Raw genomic sequence first — 18,866 nt, 5'->3', positions numbered from 1 at the left:
CTTTGCTCCTCAACATCAAGAACATCAGCTTCTCCTACGAAAGCATCAAGGCCCTGGAGGATGTGAGCTTTGATGCGAGGGAGGGGGAAATCCTCGGCGTCATTGGTCCTAACGGGTCTGGAAAGACGACGCTGCTCAGGTGCATCAACCAGACGCTGAAGCCGAAGGCGGGGACGGTCCTGATCGATGGTACCGATTTATCCCAACTCCAGCGGGCGGAGATCGCAAAGAAGATCGGCGTCGTCCCGCAGCGCTTCACCACCTTCCCCTTCACGGTGTTCGACGTCGTTCTGATGGGGAGGTTTCCACACATCGACGCGTTGAGCGGCGAGAGCCCGCGTGACTTTGAGATTGTCACGAATGCGATGGAGATGACGGGCACCCTGCACCTGTGTGAGAGGGCGATTGACGAATTGAGTGGCGGGGAGCTGCAGAGGGTGATCATCGCAAGGGCACTCGCACAGGAACCCGAAGTCCTTTTACTCGATGAACCGACTCTCCATTTGGACGTCAACCACCAGCTCGAAGTGCTGGAAATGGTCAAAAGAATTACGAAGGAAAAGGACTTGATAACGATTCTCGTCTCGCACGACCTCAATTTAGCCGCCCGATACTGCGACCGACTCCTCCTTCTCAGTGCTGGGAAAGTACATTCGGCTGGACAGGTGCAAGATGTCCTGACGCCGGAAAAAATCAGGGAGGTCTTCCACGTCGATGTCGACATCGTGTATAACGAGAGGACTCAGTCATATAATGTGATCCTGGTCTCGCCGACTGATTAGTCCCTCTTCGATCTCTACCATGTACTTCTTTGCCCGCTACTGAATATCAATCGGCCACCATGATCCCATCGAGGGTGAGACAAGAAGAGGCTCTCGTTGAGAGCGATACTCTGCATTTACGAGTTATGTGAAACAAGAAGAATCGTCTACCTATCGCCACCCAAAAAGAAATCGATTCATGACTAATGAAGACAGTTTTCCCTTCTCTTATTACGCGTTTGAATCCTTCATGGGTGCGCATTTCACCTGAGATTTGAAAGGCCATTATTTCCTGGTTTCATCCTTTTTCGGGTTTTCCTAGATATCTTTACACTCGCCCGTCTAATTTTGAATATCCTTGAATACGCGTTCAAATTTCCGTGAATTGCGTTGTGCGGAGTCTCTTATGGGATTTTGATACTGAGAGGACAAAGGACAAGTCACTGTGATCCATGACGGCGAGCATTTTGTGCACGTCGATAAACTGGCGGTGCATCTTCACGGTATTCTTGTCTGCTTGAATTTCTCACTCGCTTGTTCCCCGCCAACTCCCCAGTTCTCCATCGGGACCTCTTGGATCACGACCTCGACCGCCTGCGCGGGGATCCCAAGGTTTACGAAGACCTCCGTGACACCGGATATTACCTTCCGCTTCGCCCCATCAGAGAACCCTTTCCACACGTAGACGTTAACAATCGGCACGTAACGACCTCCCGTTTTATTCGATATGAAAACAGAGTGTTGGTAATATGAGAACTTGTCGATTTTGTCATTCTTGATTCGTTGATCGACTTGTGAATGAAAAGGTTCGAATGGGAATCTACCAACACGATCGAAACCGGTCTCGCGTAACAATACGTATTGTCGGTAATATTCGGAAGGAGCGCAAATGAGATTGTTTGAAATTTTTCAATGGATGTGATTTCTTGAAAATATTGATAGAATGATTTATCCCGTCCTAGGCCAAAATTTTATGGCAGGGAAAAAAATAAAAAAAGATGTCAATTTTGATTAAATGAGAAGCGAGGTCAAAGAGAATTCAACCGTCCAAATCGTTTTTCAACAGTAACACGCACATAAAATTATCGTCTGAAGAATCCTCATGACGGAAAAATTCTCACACCGTATTTCTCGAGGTCATAGCTGCTCTCCGGTTTCGCACGAGAATGGATCGCCCTCTGGACATACTGACCGCAGTTGCTCCCGATCTTGTTTTCCTCCAGTTCCCCGATGCTGAGGATAACCTCGAACCCTTCTTTTTCAAACATCTCGACAACTCGCTGCGAACTCTTTGAGTCATACGGGTCGATCAACGACTGAAGCGACTGCTCGTGCGATCGCACCGTCGGGTTCAGTGGGGTAATCTTGATAATGAATTTCGAGGGGTCGAAGTGTTTGCGGATGACCTTTGCATCAAGGGGATACCCAACTGCTGGTGCAAAGTTCAAGGTCACCTTTTTATCCCCGCTTTCTGGTGAACTGAAACGATCGCCGTAGGCGGCGATCTCTTCGAATGACCACTTCTTGATCGGGATCAGTTCATTTCTTTTATCAACATCAGTCGTGTGTATCGAGAACTGCAACTGGAATCTTCCTCGCGAGTAGTATTGCTCTTTGATTTCAATGAGCTCCTCAAAGAACTTTTCCGCGGTATTGGTCTTTGGTGCGATCGTTGAGAGAGAAACATTCAGTCCAGGGGCGTCTAAAATCTCTGGAAGACGACGCATCGCCTCGAGGACCGCGGGGTTCAGCGACGGTTCCCCCATCCTTGCGAACTGGATCTTGAATTTGGGGATAGGCACATAATTGTCCGGGAATCTGCGGCGCACTATGTAGGCGATCTGCGCGAGGATCTCCTCCGCTGTCAGTTTCCCGAGATAATCGCCACCAGCGTCGCAGAATTTGCATTTGATCGGACAGCCGAACATCGTCGAAACGATGAGAACCCATTTTTTCTCCCTCGGGATCGGGGGCTGGACGGACTCGACACACTCAACGACGTACTTCCGGGATTTCCCGTTACCTGCCTCGTCTTCCCTTAATTGGACGACATAAACCTTCGCGATCTCCTCATTCCCGTATTCAGCAAGGACCCTCATCTTCTTCCCCCTTTTTTCAGATATGAATCGGCCATCATGGCTGCCAGTATACCATCGCCGACCGCAATGCCAGCTTGGCGATACCGCTTCCGCGCGACGTCCCCGACGAGATAAAGACCTGGAACCCCGGTTTCTGGCAACCCCCTTCTCCAAAGATTTCTCCGCAGCCTTGAATCGAGTACCTCGAGATTGGGCACTCTGCCACAGGCGATCAAAAGTCTGTCCCCCTCGACCTCCTTCGATTCCCCATGAGAATTGCAAAGGAGAACGAGCGAATCATCTTTGTCAAGGACTTCAACAGGTGAATATCCGACCAACACATCAATCCCTTTTTCTTCCGCTCGCTTCCAGAGGAGCGGTAGGCACCGCGGCGTCGACCGTGACACGATCTTCACCTTCCACCCACGTTCTCGCAAGTTAATCGCGTAATCGAATGCGATGTCCCCGCCGCCAACGACGATGATCCTTCCATCAACGATATTATTCGCGAGCACCCCTTCCAGGTCGTAGAAGACCTTCTTTCCCTCGAGCGCCTTCGCACCCTTCATTCTTATTCTCTTAGGGCGCGTGCCTGTGGCGACAATGATGACAAGGGAATCGTAATCTCCGTTGTCCGTCTCGACGCGGAAGATCTTATGGACGCGGCTGATTCTCTTTACATGTGCTCGAGTGACGGAGACGCCAAGGGACTGCATCTGTTCGACAAAACGATTTCTGAGTGAAGGACCATCAATACCTCCGGGGAAACCTGGATAGTTCTCGATGAGATTCGCGTTGACGATCAGACCCCCAGGACCTTTTTTGTCCAATAGCAAAGGATCATGACCCGCTCTTTTCAGATATATCGCCGCTGCGATACCAGCTGGTCCCGCCCCAATGACAGTCACTTCCTTTGCTTTATCCAAGCGACCACCTCCTCACTCTTGACAGGAATGGCGAACCCATCAGCCAAAGTCTTCAAACTCGAGAGATGGAGGTCTTCATTTTTCGTCGCCGTCGCGTCGATGACGAAGAAGACATCGAAATCGCGGACGAAGGCCTCGCGGGCCGTTGTCTCACAGCAGAGGTGTGTCATTACACCTGTGACGACCAATTGTGTAACCCCGAGATTTCTCAATATCTGTTTGAGGTCTGTATCTGCGAACGCGCTGTACCGCGTCTTCCTGATCACTATTTCATCGGGTAATGGCTTCAATTCCTCAACGATCGAAGACATCGCGTCTTCCTCGCGAATAACATCGCGCCACCACCTGCCCATCACCCCTGGGTCTTCGTTTTGCAGGAGGGCATGTCTTGTGAAAATGACTGGAAGCGAGGATTCCCGGTAAGCGTGCAGTAATTCTCGAACATTCTTGATGATCTGACTTGCAGTGGGGAGGTATGCATGGGACCGGGGGTCGAGGAAAAAACGCTGCATGTCGATGACCATGAGGGCGGATTTCTTTGGATCAAAGGATATTCTCTCTCGACGGAAATCCCGCAGATAGGGACGAAGAATCTCCATCCATTTATCAGCACTGCTGGTAACATCCAGCATCAAATTCCTCTCCCCCCGGTTTCCTGGTTTTAGAGGCTGGAAACCGTGGAAAAAACAATGCCTCTCACTCCTGAATCATAAGATATCGTAATGAATCTTTTCCTTTGAAGGAAATTTCCCGATTAAGAAAAGCTTGTGAATGGGGAGAATCAAAGCCCAGATAAATGAGGCCACAAGAGTAATGCATAACCAGAGTCTGAGAGAAATAGCCCCCTTAACAAAGTAGGCGATGTTTACGAGAATAGACTTGAGCCCTTTGATTTCCCCTAGCTTTAAAGTAACTTCGCACCGCCACTCGAGAGGACTTTGGATTTCCGATAACTTAATAAAAAAAGGAAAGGAAGGGTTTGGACCAAAGGATTTCCCATTAAATCTTCTGGATATACCGACCTCGTGAAATCATTTCTTTCCAGGCGTCACGCGCCAGACCCAGTACTCCTTGCCTTCGAAAGTAATCTTCTGAGGGGTCGCGCGCGGGTCACCTGCTGCGTAGTATGGCGGGTGTCTTGGATTTGGCAACGTAACGCGAAGGTTGTTTTCCTTCTCGTTCTTGAACTTCTCCTTCACCACGGACACGATTTCCTCTGGCACCCCAAAGCTGATTTCGACCTCTACCACCAATGCTCACCCCTTTATCCTCGTTAAGTTTATGAAAGAACTTCGCTACTGGAATAATAAACCTTTCCTTCACGATGGTGAACGCCAGTTAGGAGGTATTTCTTCCAATGATGATCGATCCTTTGCCGTTATAATTATAACGTCTGGCTACCGTTTGAGAAAAGAAATCACGCAGCGAATTTTGTTGATATTTGTGATGTATCATACGGGACTATGATACGGAGTAATTTGCCAATTTGCAAAACTGTCTCGAAATTCATATTCGGTGTGTCCCAAAATTTCCAACGGAATGGATATATTCTAGTGGTGCATCTCTTCATGATCTTCTCTGTACGGGGAGATCGATTGTTGTTGGCAAAACGTTGGATCTCGCCATTAATCAAGAAATTGTCTGTCTGGATATACCGAGAAGAAGATGCGAGGGCTCAGCACTTGAAAAGATCTTTGGATCCGATACGCCCATACTGGAATGATTCTTGAAAACATACTGATCTATGTGAATGATCAAAGCGATTGCCGCTCTGGATCTGACCGCATGTTTATCGGTCGCTCGTCCCTTTCGACTTTTTTACCATAGGTAAACTATCTTTGAGCGCTTTCATCGATCTCTTCTTTATCGCCTTGATCAAAAGGGAAAATGAAGTGTTGAGCCTCGGCATCCCCCTTCCTTCAATTTCTATGCAGGGTGATGAAAGAATCGATTTTTTGAGTGCCTCATCATCATCGAGATCATTCTCATCTGGGAGATTGATTATATTGACGGCGATACCGAGCTCCCACGGGAAATGCGCGTCACATCCAGCTAATCCGATTTTCTTCCATATGGTGTTCTTCTCGGCTGCAAGACTGTTCTCATGCGCATCGCAACGGCCGTTGAAAACCTCGATGGCATCGATCATCGCCATATTGATCTTCTCGAGGCGGTGACCGCGCATTGGATGTGGCAACACTGCGATACCCGTTTGTTTCCTGATATCGAGGAGGACTTCATCACAGCGGTGCGACTCGCATGCTTCTTCGATGAACAGGCCGATGATGTCCCCGTTCTCCGTCGAGTATTCAATCGCTGGGATGATCCTCACACCGTATTTCTCCTCAAGCGCAATTCTTTCCCTGTGCGGCAATAAGAAATCGTGATCGCAGATCGCGACAATCTCAATACCATTTTTTGAGCAATATCTGACAATAGTCTCTGGTGAAAGAACTGCGTCCGCCGAGTGGTGCGTGTGAACATGAAAGAGAAGTCGGCAGGAGGTCATTTAAGCCCGACTCCGATATCATTCCTCTGGATTTTAGCCTTTTCATCTAGTCATCGGAGAGGATTTTCTGGCTCCAATATATTTTCAATCGATGAGAGCAATAAAAAAAGATCAAATAAAGGATGCATGTCAGCAATCGATGACTCTCGCCGACCGACCTTCGTAATCTCCGGGCACTTCACCGATCCCCCACCCCTCGCTTGTCGTCTCGCAGTAGTAATAGCTCTTATCGTGATAGAAATAATAGACGCCAGGGATCGAGGAATCTACCCAGATACCCGCGGCCATGTGACTCGGGTCGCCCGTGAAGAGCAAGAGGATACCGTCGAAATTCAGAACCTCCGTCTGTATCAGCGAAACGAAGAGGATCGCGGTGTCCTCGCAATCGCCACCGTTGTCAACGAGCGTTTCAATGGGATACCTGGGGTATTCAACCACACCTTTGCTCTCGTTGTCATAGAAGTATGGGAGGGATTGAACGAAGGCGAGCACGAACTCTGCCTTCAGTGTGTTCTCATAACCTTCTTTCTCCGCCATATTGTTCAGCTTGTATGCCAGCTGATAGATCACCGGGTCATTAGATATGACATACGATGCGTAATTCGAGGAGCGAGCTCTCGTGCTGTACTCGTAATAATCATCACCAGGGATGTTGACTGTAAGCGACCATGAGTTTCCCTCGTATTCCCAATTGTATGTCCGCGTGAAAACATTGTAGCCGATGAAGAAGTCCCATACCGGTGTCCACTCCGCCTCATCGGTATCATAAGGCATCAACCGCCAAAAGTATGATCTATTCTCCTCGAGCGGATGATCGATCGTATAAGAGGTGCCGTTGACAACGATGTCGATTATCGGGTGGTCAAAATCGATGTCTAGGGATAACTGAAAGCGGTAAGAGGAAATACCAGGGATGCCCTCCCACTCGAAAGTCGGGGTGGAATTTGTGATGATGGCCGATTCTTCGGGATAAACCGGGGCAATCTCTTTTTCTTTGCCGATGTTAAAAAGAAATGACATGTTCTCGACGACAATGACGACCGCAACGACGAGGACGATGACGACAGCGATTGCCGCGACAACCTGCACTTTTTTCCCTTTCTGGGGAGGTTGCAAATCACTTGAGGGCGTCACATCGCTGCCCTGCGCGAGAGGACCATTCCCTTCTGCCATATTCTCGACTCCCGATTTCAGGTGATAGGGATGTACAAATCCTGTATTTCTTTTGACCTAAAAGAAGTTGATTTCTTGATTATCATGAAGTGAATTTAGAAAGAAACTGGTATGCAAAAATTATTCGATTGATTCGATATGCCGGCCGATCCTTGATTCTCAAAGTAGAATCCAGATTTAGAGGACGTGTTGTCGATCACACAGCTACAATCGACTGAGACCCTCGTTTGAAGGGTATTATCATTTCGTTCGACCAAGGAGCGATTATTCCGCACTTGATTGATGAAATGCATGCGATGAGCGCGTTGCTTAATCTTTGATCAAGAAAGGATTGGACGACGGTCGCACGGAAAGATCTTCATCAGGAATTGGGAATGTGAATCATGAAAGAGTTATACATGCGGATCGCCTAGCTTTCTCAATATGACTGAAACAAGCACGTGATGTGAAGGAATGAATCATCGAATTGCCCTTCAACTGATGAGATTGCAGGGAATGATGCAGTGATGACAGTTATCAACGGCAAGTAGCACTGGTATCTCCAAAAACGGAAAAATGAAAATTGAAGTAATAACCCTGAAGACGCTTAATCGATATAACGATCTGTCATTTTCGTCCAGGGCGAGATAACAATGGCAATAATTTATATTTATAAAACTCATTATTTGTTTGGAATAACTCATGGTGGGGGTCAAACGTTCCACATTTCCCGAACGAATAAGGGGGACATGAATGGATCAAGTATGCTTCAGGAAGGTGGATTATACTGTAATTAAGATAGTGAACGATATCGAGATGGGCGAGATCGCCCTACCCGATATTCAGAGGCCATTTATCTGGAAGAACACAAAGGTCAGGGATTTGTTTGACTCGATGTATAGAGGATACCCTATCGGATATTTCCTGTTCTGGGAAAATGCGACGGATGAATTTTCTAGGCAAATCGGTGTAGAAGGGAAGCAGAAGTATCCACGGTTGTTAATTATTGATGGACAGCAGCGTTTGACTTCGCTTTATGCCGTCATTAAAGGGAAGAACATCATCTGGAAGAATTACGATTCCCGAAAAATCAATATCGCCTTCAACCCGCTGGAAGAAAAGTTCGATGTGACAGACAGTGCAATCATGAAGAACCCGGACTGGATACCTGACATAAGCAGGATTTGGTCAGGTTCATCTGGGGAGTACGCCTTCGTGAAAGAATATCTCACCCGGCTCAAGGAAAAGAGAGAGATAAACAACGAAATCGAAGAGAAGGTATACAGGGCGATAAACCGGCTGTACAACTTGATCAATTATCCTCTTACGTGTCTCGAACTGGCATCGAGCATACCGGACGAAGAGATGTCTGAGATCTTTGTACGAATAAACAGCGCAGGTGTGACCCTCAACCAATCAGATTTCATACTCACCCTTATGTCCGTTTACTGGAGCGAAGGGAGGGACGAACTGGAAAAGTTCTGTGAGGATGCCAGGCATCCCGGAAAGACTTCAGCGACTCCCTTCAACCGCTTCATCAATCCGACTCCAGACCAGCTCCTCCGCGCAGTCATCGCGTTGGGCTTCAGACGGGGGAGACTAGACACGGTCTATTCTCTTTTGAGAGGCAGAAATCTGCAGACGAGGGAGTACTCTGAAGAAGAAAGAATTAAAAACCTTAATTTGCTCAAAGAGGCGCAGAAATATACACTGGATCTTCTAAACTGGCATGAGTTTCTGAAGACGCCTGTCCACGCCGGGTTCAGGAGCGGCAGTTACATCTCTTCCCCCAACACGCTCTTCTACGCCTATGCCCTCTGGCTCATCGGAAAGAGGGATTTTGGTCTAGAGATAAAAACGCTCCGGAGGATTATCGCTGCCTGGACATTCATGTCACTTCTCACAGGAAGATATACTGGTTCCCCCGAAAGTCGTCTTGAACAGGATCTAAAATACCTGAGGAACACCGGTGATCCTGACGAATTCGTGAGGATCTTGAAGCGGGAAATGGAAGCGGTCCTCACCGAGGACTTCTGGAGTATCACGCTACCGAATGAACTCGCGACGAGTGCTTCGAGAAGTCCGGCGAGATTCGCATACATCGCCGCTCTCTCCGTCCTCAATGCACCCGTCCTCTTCTCTGATATGAAGGTCAATGATCTGCTGGATCCATCGGTGAGAGGACCGAAATCTCCCCTCGAGCTCCACCACCTCTTTCCCCGAAACTACTTGGAAAAATGCGGCATCGTTGATATACCTTCGATCAATCAAACTGCAAACTACACACTGATTGAGTGGACTGACAATATCGCGATTTCCGACAAAGCACCGAAGGAATATGTCCCAGAAATCGAAAAGAGATTTACTGAACAGCAACTGAAAGAGATGTACAGCTACCATGCCCTTTGGGAAGGTTGGTATGATATGGATTACTTCGATTTTCTCGAGGAGCGGAGGAAGCGCATGGCCAATGTTATCAGGTCGGGATTCATGAGGCTCGTCGACTCCAGTTACCCCGAAGGGAGCGAGACTGTGGCTATCGCTGAGAAAGTGCAACAGCCATCGACACTGCTCAGGTATTTCGAGTGAGATCGTTTTTTCTTTTCATTATGTATGCGCCATTGAGAGAACGATTCGTAGAAATTTCAAAATGATTATGACACTTGTGTTCGCTTACATTCCAAAGTACAGATCAAACCTAGGAATTCTTGTTATCAGTTTCAGAGACTTCATTACTTTTTAAAACACAGCCATTGAATAGAACGCATTATTGGATCCGCAAAGTCCTTCGTCAAAAGGTTCCGTTCCTCAAATTCCTTTTTTAACTCCTTAATTATCGCAGGGAATGGAACAATCTCGATCACCCTTGGGTCCTTATCATCAAACCCGATCTCCAATCCGCCATCTTTTGGGGTATATGCGACTTCGATCTTTGCTTCATCTGCGCCAGAGTATGTCACCTTAACGAGCTTCGCACCGAGACGCTGTAAACTTTCTTCAAGCAATTTGTCCCAGCTATCTCTAAAAGGGCTGGTAACGAACTGGCATCTGTAATCGGATGAACTTAAATACTCCACCGCTTTCTCGTGGGCCCCCTTTGAAAAGAATTTTTTAATTATACATTTAGCCTCATATTCAGGTTTATAGGGGAAACTGGACGCAACGCCCACTCCGATTTCACACAACACCCTGTCTTTCACTGAGCAATTCTCATTTAAATTTTCATTCTTATTCTTGTTTTTATCTTCATTTTCATTTTCTATAAAACTAACGCAAGAATGTCTATCTCTCCCCTACCCTTGCCGCCCTTACTTTTCTTTGGAGCACCATAAATCACATTCCGAGCCGTTAAGTATCCTCTGATGGCATACCAACGTTCCGCAACTTCCTCCTCAAATCGAATCATTACCAATCCTCCTCCATGTAACACAATATAAACGAAGAATTTGACAGGCGTAATATCATTCTTTCTATTACATTTCGATTCTGGTTCACTTGGCCTACGGTAAGAGGTAGTTGTATTGTGTGTCTTGACTAGCAAAACCTCTAAAAGAATCGAAGTCTAATTGTACCCGTCCCATCTGTTGCCACAAAGATGATAACATGAGGGTCTGCTTCGTCTTGCATTCACCAGCCCTGGGCGGTGCGGAAAGGGCTAATCTTGAATTAATCGATGCTTTGAGAAACAGAGGTGTTGAGTGTTTTGCGATGCTACCTGCCTCCGGTCCGATCATCAAGGAACTGGAGAAGCGTGGCGTACATTTCAAGGTGATTCCGTACAGATGGTGGACAGCCAGCGAGACTTTGCCACTTTGGAGACGCGTGTACAGAATTATATTCAGCTTTGCTGCGATTCCGCTAGTCGTCAGACAATTGAAGAAGTGGAATCCTGATATCATTGTCGCCAACACGATAACCGTATGCGCTGGTGCCTTTGCTGCAAAGATATTCAATGCACCACACATCTGGTATATTCACGAATTCGGATACGAAGATCACAGATTGATTTACATTCTAGGTCCAAGAATTTCTTTGCACTTGATAAACAAACTCTCAACGGCATGCATCGCTTGCTCCCACGCCGTCGCCGAAAAATACCGACGATTTATTCCCGATGAAAAGATGAGGGTCGTTTATTACCCAATTTCTTTTCTCAATCCCCTCGAAACTTCCCCTCGTTTGAAGGAATTCCGAGAGCAATGTATTAGAGAAGGAATTATCCAATTGGCGATTGTCGGTACCTTACAAGAGGGAAAAGGGCAGGAGGATGCGATAAGGGCGATTGGAGAACTGATCCGAAAGGGGATAAAGGCACATCTTTACATCGTCGGTAAGGGGAGCCCCAAATACAAGGAATATCTCGATCACTTAATCAATGAAAATCATCTGGAAGACCATGTGACTTTCCTTGGCTACATTCCGAATGCGATCGAAGTAATGCGGTGCGTCGATATCGTGCTTGTATGTTCAAGGATGGAGGCCTTCGGCCGCGTCACCGTCGAGGCGATGCGGGCTGGGAAACCAGTAATCGGAGCGAGGAGTGGCGGGACCACCGAGCTGATCCGCGAGAACTTCAACGGCCTCTTGTATACACCAGGGAACTATGTGGAACTGGCGGAGAAAATCTTGTATTTACTGGAGCATCCTGACATCGCGAAGGAGATGGGGGCTAACGGAGAGAGGTGGGCGACAGAGCATTTCAGCGAGGAGAAATACGGAAGGGAAGTGTTGGCGATCTTTGAACAAATCTTGCAGAGGAATGAATTGCGCCGCGCAAAGAGATCGGAATATTCAGGAAAATGAATTCGAGGATTATTCCTTGAATAACCTCTTGATTTCATGATTTATGACTTGCAAGCTCAACAAGTTCGCATGCTTTTTGATCTTTCATTTCAACGCCTTTCCCTTGAGAGCTTTGAAAACCCTCTGTTCTGCCATTTCCTGTTGACACTTCGTTTATCCTCAACTCTATCCATGTTATCGTCCCTGATTTCTGAGAAATGGGCTTGCAAAGCCTATCAATGTCGACTAAGAGAATCACACTCCATCTGGCACTTGAGGTAATGACAAAATGAGGTGAAGTGCATCGGAAAAATTAAGAATCGTTCTGTGACGGCGACGAGTTTTATTGCATTAGGGCGTCTCAAAGCGTTTCGGGGATTTCTATTAAAGATTCTTGAACGAATAGGAGATAAACCCTGGCTTATGAACCCTCAAAAATGCTTTCTTTAACCTCGCAATCCGGTTCCTATCCCCCAAATTTCCCCATTAGCCAGTTCCCAATAGTCCAAAGACCAACAATTCCAATGGAGAAGAACGGCACCAGACCCACTGCTATCAGAGAGTCAACACTCACCCCTTGTTCTAAATTTTCTCCTGACTCTATTCTGACTTCGACGGATTCCCTCGGTTTTATAACTTCATCTTCCTCCCTATCCATAGCGTTTGCGACTGCCCTCTCGCTGATCCCTGTCTCAGCAGCGATTTGTGAAAGGGTTCGTCCTTCGAGCCTCATTCTATGAATCTCGGCCACCGCAATGCCACTCTTCCCTTCGTGAAGGCTCTCGCAGAGATTATCGAGATTTCTGCCTACGATTCTGCGTTCCTTTGCCCCTTTGTATAAATACCAACGCTTTACCCTGCTGTGAAAGTAAAGCTTCCATTCCTGATCGAGGAGTTCCTTCAGCTCTTCTTCACTTCTGACGACCATTTTCAATCGAGTAGAGTATTGAATCATGATACTATAAAGATTACTATCAATACTACATCGCGGTTTCTGAGGTGAAGCCTGCTGGATAGACAATACTACTTGTGCGTTCTGGACGATTACAAGGATGGTGGAGGATCCCATAAACTGAGTAGTAAGCTCAAAGGAAACCTTAAAGTAGCAGAGTAACATTGAAGATAGCAGGATAACGATACACTGAGATGATAGCGAATGAATGTTGAAGAGCTGATAAGGAAGGATTACGAGGATGGTGCGACCTACAGGCAACTAGCCAAGAAATACCGGAAGAGCTTCACGCAGATAGCTAGAATTCTCCGTGCGGACGGGGAGGGCGAGAACGACGGACGGAGCGGAACTTTGGAAAGGAGAATTTTAGAGTTAGAAAGAGAAATACAAATGTTAAGGAGTTCAATAGTCGCCCGAAACGGATCTGATAAGCGCGAGGAAGACATTAAGGAATTGCTCGAGATCAAGAAGATGCTTGAGATATCGCTTAACAATAGGTTTAGAAGAGATCTCGGGTGGACATGCGTTCGCATGACGGATGACGGTTACTGCACGTCCTTTTTCTGGAAGAGTCCGATAAAAGGCTGGGATATGAAGAAAGAGAGGGGGGTTTACTTTCTTCGAGTCGAAAAGCACAAGTCGATGTGTGCGTTCTGCCCTGCCTATTTCCCGTCTCGTTTGGCTGATTTCTTAACAAGTATGATGCGAGGTCAGAATGAGATGCTCGCAGTCATGCTGCGTTTACTCGATCAGTGCAGCCGGGAGAGGGGTGATGCGGGATCTTTTGAAAGAAAGTGATTTCTGCTGCTAGAAACTATCAATATTGGAAGCCATCCGATCAGAAAGGATTTTTTGTCTTCAATGATTGGAAATCTTCGATTATTCTTATAATATAAGAAAAAAGTTATCGAGAAATTCTTTCATCAGACATCTACACCGCGTTTCTATCCCGATTCGATAAAAATATCGACATTTGCAATATAATTAACAAACATAATAACTATATTATGTCGATCACCAAAGGCGATGATGCCAGAAACGGATTCGTTAATAAAAGCTCATCAGCCACCGGAAAATAACTTGAACGTCTTGGCTCGGCGCCGTAAAACCTCATCTTGATCGAAAGATATCCATTGAATGAGTTGGAATGTAGAGAGAGGACTTCATGGTTCTTTGCGAATTTCGAATGACATGTCGAACAACATCGAGCTCCGAAGGAAGATTTCTAAATGAGATTTGGAAAGAAGAAGAAAGGATGCGGGATGCTTTCCATTCGGGATTTCGCTGAAATTGATGTAATTGGCACCTTCTTGCAAGCTTACTTTGTCCGCAATGAATGCACTAGAAATTTGGTGGGGAAGTACAACCGCCAGAGATCATGAGATTGAAAATGAGGCTGTTTACAATAGTGAATATGTATCGCTTGATCTCTTGATTATGGGAAAATGTAGTACATAACAGATCACATACTTAAGCTGGATTGGATTAGTCTTGGTGAATTTTCTTTGCATTTCAATTGAACGCAAAAAATGAATTGAACCAAATAAAAAAACATTATCAATAGTAATTGTATTACGGAGAAAATGGATGGTAGACCTTCATGCATCACATCTCAAGAAATTGATCTTGATTTACGCTTTCATTAGTAATGTGGTTATTCTGATTTTAATTTCCATGAATCCGATGAAGAGCTATGAACTCTCGTTATACAGCGAAGTTCCTCTGATCATCTGGTTAATGTTGGTTGCTAATATCTTCATCGGCATTGCCACAGTGTTGTCTGAATATTTACGGAAAGATGAGAACCGTTCATATCTATGGATAGCTGGCATGATAGTGATCATTTTGAATATACTAGTTGTTCAATGGTTACCGTTCTTGAGAGGCTCCTACGCTCTTGGCGGGGACCACATGACGCAAATCGGTTACACGAAGGATATAATATTAACGGGGTACTTTTATCAAGAGAATTATTATCCAATTACACATATTCTTATTTCTTCTTTATCGATGATAGCATCGGTCCCTATTCATCTCATTGGAAACTATTTCACCGCTATTACCTCCACATTTTATGTTCTATCGATTTACTTAATTGCAAGAACTATTTTCTATGAAAGAAAAATCTGTACGATCGCTGCGATCGTTGCCGCTTCCGTACTTTATACTGGCTACGAACTATACTTAATGCCCAACGGTTGGAGCATCCACTTCATTCCTCTTTTCATATACCTTTTTATAAGGTCTAACAAAGACCACGCAGTTCAATTCTCCCTCATGGCAATAATTCTCTCAATTACTTTCGTTTTCTTTCATCCCCTATCTGCACTTTATTTAATCATATTGGTGTTTTCGTTTGGAATCATAGCGTTGATAATCTCCAATTTTTCGAAAAAACAAAGATCGACTATGAATGAGTTGCCAAAAAGAACCATTAACTTTATATTAATAATATTAATCGGATTCTTTATTTGGATCTTCGCTTTCAAGCAATTTCATCATGGCTTAGAAGCCCTGTGGCTTGCAATAACTGCTGGCGAAGGTCCGAGCTTTCTTGGCAAAGTAGATGCGGCCTTGCAGAAATTAGGATGGAGTGATTGGCAATTCCTCATCTATATTGCGAAGGTTATAGGTCATAATTTGATATTGTTAGCAATTTCATTCATTGGATTATTGGGGATCTTAAAATTAAAGAAAGAGGTGTTGGCTCATAAGATTCCACTATTCTCGTTATATGCATTTTCCATGTTTGCCTTTGCGATATATGCCTGCGCTACATTTGATCTTGTTCCTGGCCTTATTCTAATTGGGGGAGATCGATCACTTGCTTACACAATGATCTTCACACCAGTATTTATGGGTCTTGTGTATTGTCTAATTAATAGAAGAAAATGCAGAAAAAAGATCATTGCAACCGTCTTCAGCTTAGTTCTCTTAATTGCGTCAACACTAAGTATTCTGGCTCTGCATCCCTCACCTTATTCATTGAAGCCAAATGCTGAAATATCTAATAGCGACATCATTACATATGAATGGATTATTTCAAAGAAACATACCCAAATCGGCATCTCGTCAATACTCTCATCACCCTTGAGGTATGCTGATATGATTTGCGGCACTATTTTCAGAGATGTTGTTGTTCCAGGCAAACTCATCATACCAGACCATTTTGGATACAATAAGTCTAAAGAACTTGGAGAAGTGCTGGAAGAGGATAGGTATATAGTAATTAACAAGATTGATAGGATCACGTACAGTACAATCTGGAAAACAGCGAATAGATTTTCGAAAGATGATTTTACCAAAATGAACTTTGATACATCCTCAGATAGGATTTATACGAATATTGAGGGTAACGTATGGTTGACGAGAGCCGTTTGATTGATGGGATATCACTGATTCGAGTCGTCGATGGCCTTCCTCCTGCAATTGGAGGGTCGATTACACACCCGATTGAATTATCACGAAAAATGAACTCTTTATTGAAAAAACAACTAATCATCGCACCATCAAAAAATATTAAGGATGGAGACTTTGAAAATTCATTTGAAGTTCCTATTGCAAAGGTATACTATCCGGAAAATCTCGAGCGGTTTAAACAATTGAAACTCCCGGTAGCCCCTTTCAAAATTTGGATTTATTCAAAATCCGTATCGAAAAAGATTGAAGAAAATTCAAAGGACTTCGATATTGTATACGTACATGGAACACTTCTTGGGGCAATGATCGGCTGGCACCTGAAGAAATCGAATGTCCGCATTCCACTAGTCATATTACAGCATAGCTCCAATCCATTTAAAATAAGTATTAGGAGTGCACTCATGGAAAGATTAGCTCCGTTCTTTTTCAAATTCAGTAAACCAAATTTTCTCCTTATAGTTGATGATGGTGGGGAACTTGAAGAAACGTTAACCCTGTACAAAAAGCATGGAATTCTTCATGAAGTTGTATACCATGCTATCGACACTGATTTCTTTAGTCCATGCGGTGATAGAAAAAAAAATGATATTTTCACAATTTTGTCGACTCAGAGGCTTGATTCCTTCAAAAGGGTAGACCTAGGCATTCTTGCGTTTAAGAAATTCTTAGAGGAATTGAATCATTATGGGAACCCGAAAGGCCAGAGAACCGCTAAGTTTATTATTATCGGCGATGGAAAACAAAGAGCTGGGCTTGAAGAATTGGTCGAAAAAGAGAATATTAATCACTTGGTCGAATTTAAGGGGAGAAAGACTACTAAAGAAGTACGCGATTACTTGCGGATAGCCGATGTAGTAGTCGGAACTTCGTTGAAATCCAATCTAAACCTATCCATCCAGGAAGCTATGTCTTGTGGCCGTGCTGTTGTAGCCTTTGATGCAGGAAGAACGAGAAGTTTGATTAGATGCAATTATAACGGAATATTGGTACCACCAAACGATATAGATGGCTTTGCGAAGGCTTTACTGCAACTCTATCAAAACGAGGCGTTGAGAGACGAACTCGGACGAAACGCCAGAAAGACGATAATCGATAGTCGTAATTGGGACTCAAGGATTAAAATCGAGATGCAATTACTTGAGAGAATAGTAAGAAACAAGAGTTGAACATTGACGATCGATTTTGGCGTTGACCCAATAGTCATGGAAGAAATTGACTTATTAGACCGTTTCGATAGATCAGGAAAAAACTAATGAAATGCTTCAAGCTACTTGGAAAGCACCTGCCGAATTCTAGACCGATAGCAGCTGGTATCCATTTAAAATATGGAACTAGAGAAATTACCACAAAGATGTCATTGCGAAACCCATGAAATTGAAATTGCTTTGGTGAGAACGAAATATTTTTGAAAAATCCCATGTTAAAACTCGCTAGGTCTCATTCATATATATTGAGACCGCTATAGATCAATCGAATCATCAAAATCTGGCATTCTCTATTAAATCAGAAATGGGTGTTTTTCAAGATTCTCTCATAGATCCAATATGGCGCACTGGAAAAAAAGAATATAAGTCAATGCATGGGGCGCATTGAAATAGATTTTGAAGCAATGGGATTTACTAATTCCGTGCACATTCGGTCTCATTTAGTTTTTATTTTTGCTCCCCTCATAGTCATTGCTTTCTCATAAACAGCCAAGAATTCTTTTGCCACTTTGTTGAAACCAAATCGTTCTAAAGCTATTTCTCGGCATTTCTTTCTGACCTCTTCCGGTATTGCTTTAGTCATCTCAATGGTTTTTATCAAAGCATCTGCGAAGAGTTTCTCATCATATTCATCGACAACAGTGCCTAACTGTGGATCAGTAATTATCTCACTCACATCACCTACATTCGTTGAAACAACAGGTACTCCGCATGCTAACGCTTCTTTTACCACAGTAGGACTGGCCTCATACCAAGAAGTGAGAGCGACAACGTCTGCACAATTGTAAATCTCTGGCATTTTCTCAGGACTTACTTCTCCAGTAAGAATGACATTCTTGATATCCATTTTTTGGGAAAGCAGTTTTATTTCCCATTCTTTATCTCCTCGCCCGGCAATTACAAGAGCTATATCTTCTAATGTATTCTCAACCAATGCAAAACTCTCTAACAACAGTTTCAAATTCTTTACTTCTGAAAGTCGCTCTGCGAATAAGATTATATTATCGAATCTGCAGAGGTTATACTTTTCTTTTAATTTGTTCTTATCCATCGGCCTAAATTTATCTAAATCAACACCACT

17 protein-coding genes are annotated in these 18,866 nt (G+C 44.6%); 6 read left to right on the top strand and 11 right to left on the bottom strand.

Annotated elements, in window-relative coordinates; translation table 11 throughout:
* Positions 1–2 precede the first annotated feature (2 nt).
* On the top strand, positions 3–782 hold the full coding sequence (locus tag QHH00_04275; GenBank protein ID MDH7508598.1) for an ABC transporter ATP-binding protein: 780 nt from the start codon (positions 3–5) through the stop codon (positions 780–782).
* Between the two features lie 477 nt (positions 783–1,259).
* Here the strand turns inward: QHH00_04275 and QHH00_04270 are convergent, their stop codons facing one another.
* From QHH00_04270 to QHH00_04240, 7 genes are all read right to left on the bottom strand, one after another.
* Complete coding sequence (locus tag QHH00_04270; GenBank protein MDH7508597.1) at positions 1,260–1,463, bottom strand: 4-oxalocrotonate tautomerase family protein; 204 nt, start codon at positions 1,461–1,463, stop codon at positions 1,260–1,262.
* Between the two features lie 398 nt (positions 1,464–1,861).
* Positions 1,862–2,860 (bottom strand): radical SAM protein, encoded by a 999-nt coding sequence (locus tag QHH00_04265; protein ID MDH7508596.1) that lies wholly within the window; start codon positions 2,858–2,860, stop codon positions 1,862–1,864.
* A complete protein-coding gene (locus QHH00_04260; GenBank protein ID MDH7508595.1) occupies positions 2,857–3,765 on the bottom strand; it encodes an NAD(P)/FAD-dependent oxidoreductase in 909 nt (302 codons plus the stop codon). Before QHH00_04260 ends, QHH00_04265 begins: the two co-directional genes overlap by 4 nt.
* Entirely contained in the window at positions 3,744–4,397 is a 654-nt protein-coding gene (locus QHH00_04255) for an isochorismatase family protein (GenBank protein MDH7508594.1), read from the bottom strand. The genes QHH00_04260 and QHH00_04255 overlap by 22 nt, the downstream gene beginning before the upstream one ends.
* A 399-nt stretch (positions 4,398–4,796) precedes the next feature.
* Entirely contained in the window at positions 4,797–5,015 is a 219-nt protein-coding gene (locus QHH00_04250) for a hypothetical protein (GenBank protein MDH7508593.1), read from the bottom strand.
* A 539-nt stretch (positions 5,016–5,554) separates the two neighbouring features.
* The gene (locus QHH00_04245; protein MDH7508592.1) at positions 5,555–6,274 is read right to left on the bottom strand and encodes a PHP domain-containing protein; all 720 of its coding nucleotides are present in this window, start codon (positions 6,272–6,274) and stop codon (positions 5,555–5,557) included.
* 129 nt (positions 6,275–6,403) lie between these two features.
* Positions 6,404–7,447, bottom strand: coding sequence for a hypothetical protein (locus QHH00_04240; GenBank protein MDH7508591.1), 1,044 nt, complete (start codon positions 7,445–7,447; stop codon positions 6,404–6,406).
* Positions 7,448–8,179: 732 nt separating this feature from the next.
* Between QHH00_04240 and QHH00_04235 the strand changes: the two genes are divergently transcribed.
* Entirely contained in the window at positions 8,180–10,015 is a 1,836-nt protein-coding gene (locus tag QHH00_04235; GenBank protein MDH7508590.1) for a DUF262 domain-containing protein, read from the top strand.
* Positions 10,016–10,158: 143 nt separating this feature from the next.
* On the opposite strand, the gene QHH00_04230 is transcribed toward QHH00_04235, so the two are convergent.
* Positions 10,159–10,626 (bottom strand): hypothetical protein, encoded by a 468-nt coding sequence (locus QHH00_04230; GenBank protein MDH7508589.1) that lies wholly within the window; start codon positions 10,624–10,626, stop codon positions 10,159–10,161.
* Between the two features lie 59 nt (positions 10,627–10,685).
* Positions 10,686–10,832 carry a hypothetical protein gene (locus QHH00_04225; GenBank protein MDH7508588.1) on the bottom strand — a complete coding sequence of 49 codons (147 nt, stop codon included), beginning with the start codon at positions 10,830–10,832 and terminating at the stop codon, positions 10,686–10,688.
* Positions 10,833–11,029: 197 nt separating this feature from the next.
* On the opposite strand from QHH00_04225, the gene QHH00_04220 reads away from it, so the two are divergent.
* Entirely contained in the window at positions 11,030–12,229 is a 1,200-nt protein-coding gene (locus QHH00_04220; GenBank protein ID MDH7508587.1) for a glycosyltransferase family 4 protein, read from the top strand.
* 445 nt (positions 12,230–12,674) lie between these two features.
* Here the strand turns inward: QHH00_04220 and QHH00_04215 are convergent, their stop codons facing one another.
* Entirely contained in the window at positions 12,675–13,136 is a 462-nt protein-coding gene (locus tag QHH00_04215; GenBank protein ID MDH7508586.1) for a hypothetical protein, read from the bottom strand.
* A gap of 228 nt (positions 13,137–13,364) precedes the next feature.
* Here QHH00_04215 and QHH00_04210 point away from each other — a divergent pair, with 228 nt between their 5' ends.
* From QHH00_04210 to QHH00_04200, 3 genes are all read left to right on the top strand, one after another.
* Entirely contained in the window at positions 13,365–13,958 is a 594-nt protein-coding gene (locus QHH00_04210) for a hypothetical protein (protein MDH7508585.1), read from the top strand.
* A 789-nt stretch (positions 13,959–14,747) separates the two neighbouring features.
* Complete coding sequence (locus tag QHH00_04205; protein MDH7508584.1) at positions 14,748–16,541, top strand: hypothetical protein; 1,794 nt, start codon at positions 14,748–14,750, stop codon at positions 16,539–16,541.
* A complete protein-coding gene (locus tag QHH00_04200) occupies positions 16,520–17,746 on the top strand; it encodes a glycosyltransferase family 4 protein (GenBank protein MDH7508583.1) in 1,227 nt (408 codons plus the stop codon). The genes QHH00_04205 and QHH00_04200 overlap by 22 nt, the downstream gene beginning before the upstream one ends.
* A gap of 475 nt (positions 17,747–18,221) precedes the next feature.
* Here the strand turns inward: QHH00_04200 and QHH00_04195 are convergent, their stop codons facing one another.
* The gene (locus tag QHH00_04195; GenBank protein ID MDH7508582.1) at positions 18,222–18,836 is read right to left on the bottom strand and encodes a glycosyltransferase family 4 protein; all 615 of its coding nucleotides are present in this window, start codon (positions 18,834–18,836) and stop codon (positions 18,222–18,224) included.
* Between the last annotated feature and the right edge of the window lie 30 nt (positions 18,837–18,866).

This window comes from Methanomassiliicoccales archaeon (assembly GCA_029907465.1).
Taxonomy (GTDB): Archaea; Thermoplasmatota; Thermoplasmata; order Methanomassiliicoccales; family JACIVX01; genus JACIVX01.
Note: the sequence above shows the minus strand (reverse complement) of the source record. Positions and strands in the feature narration are given on the sequence as shown.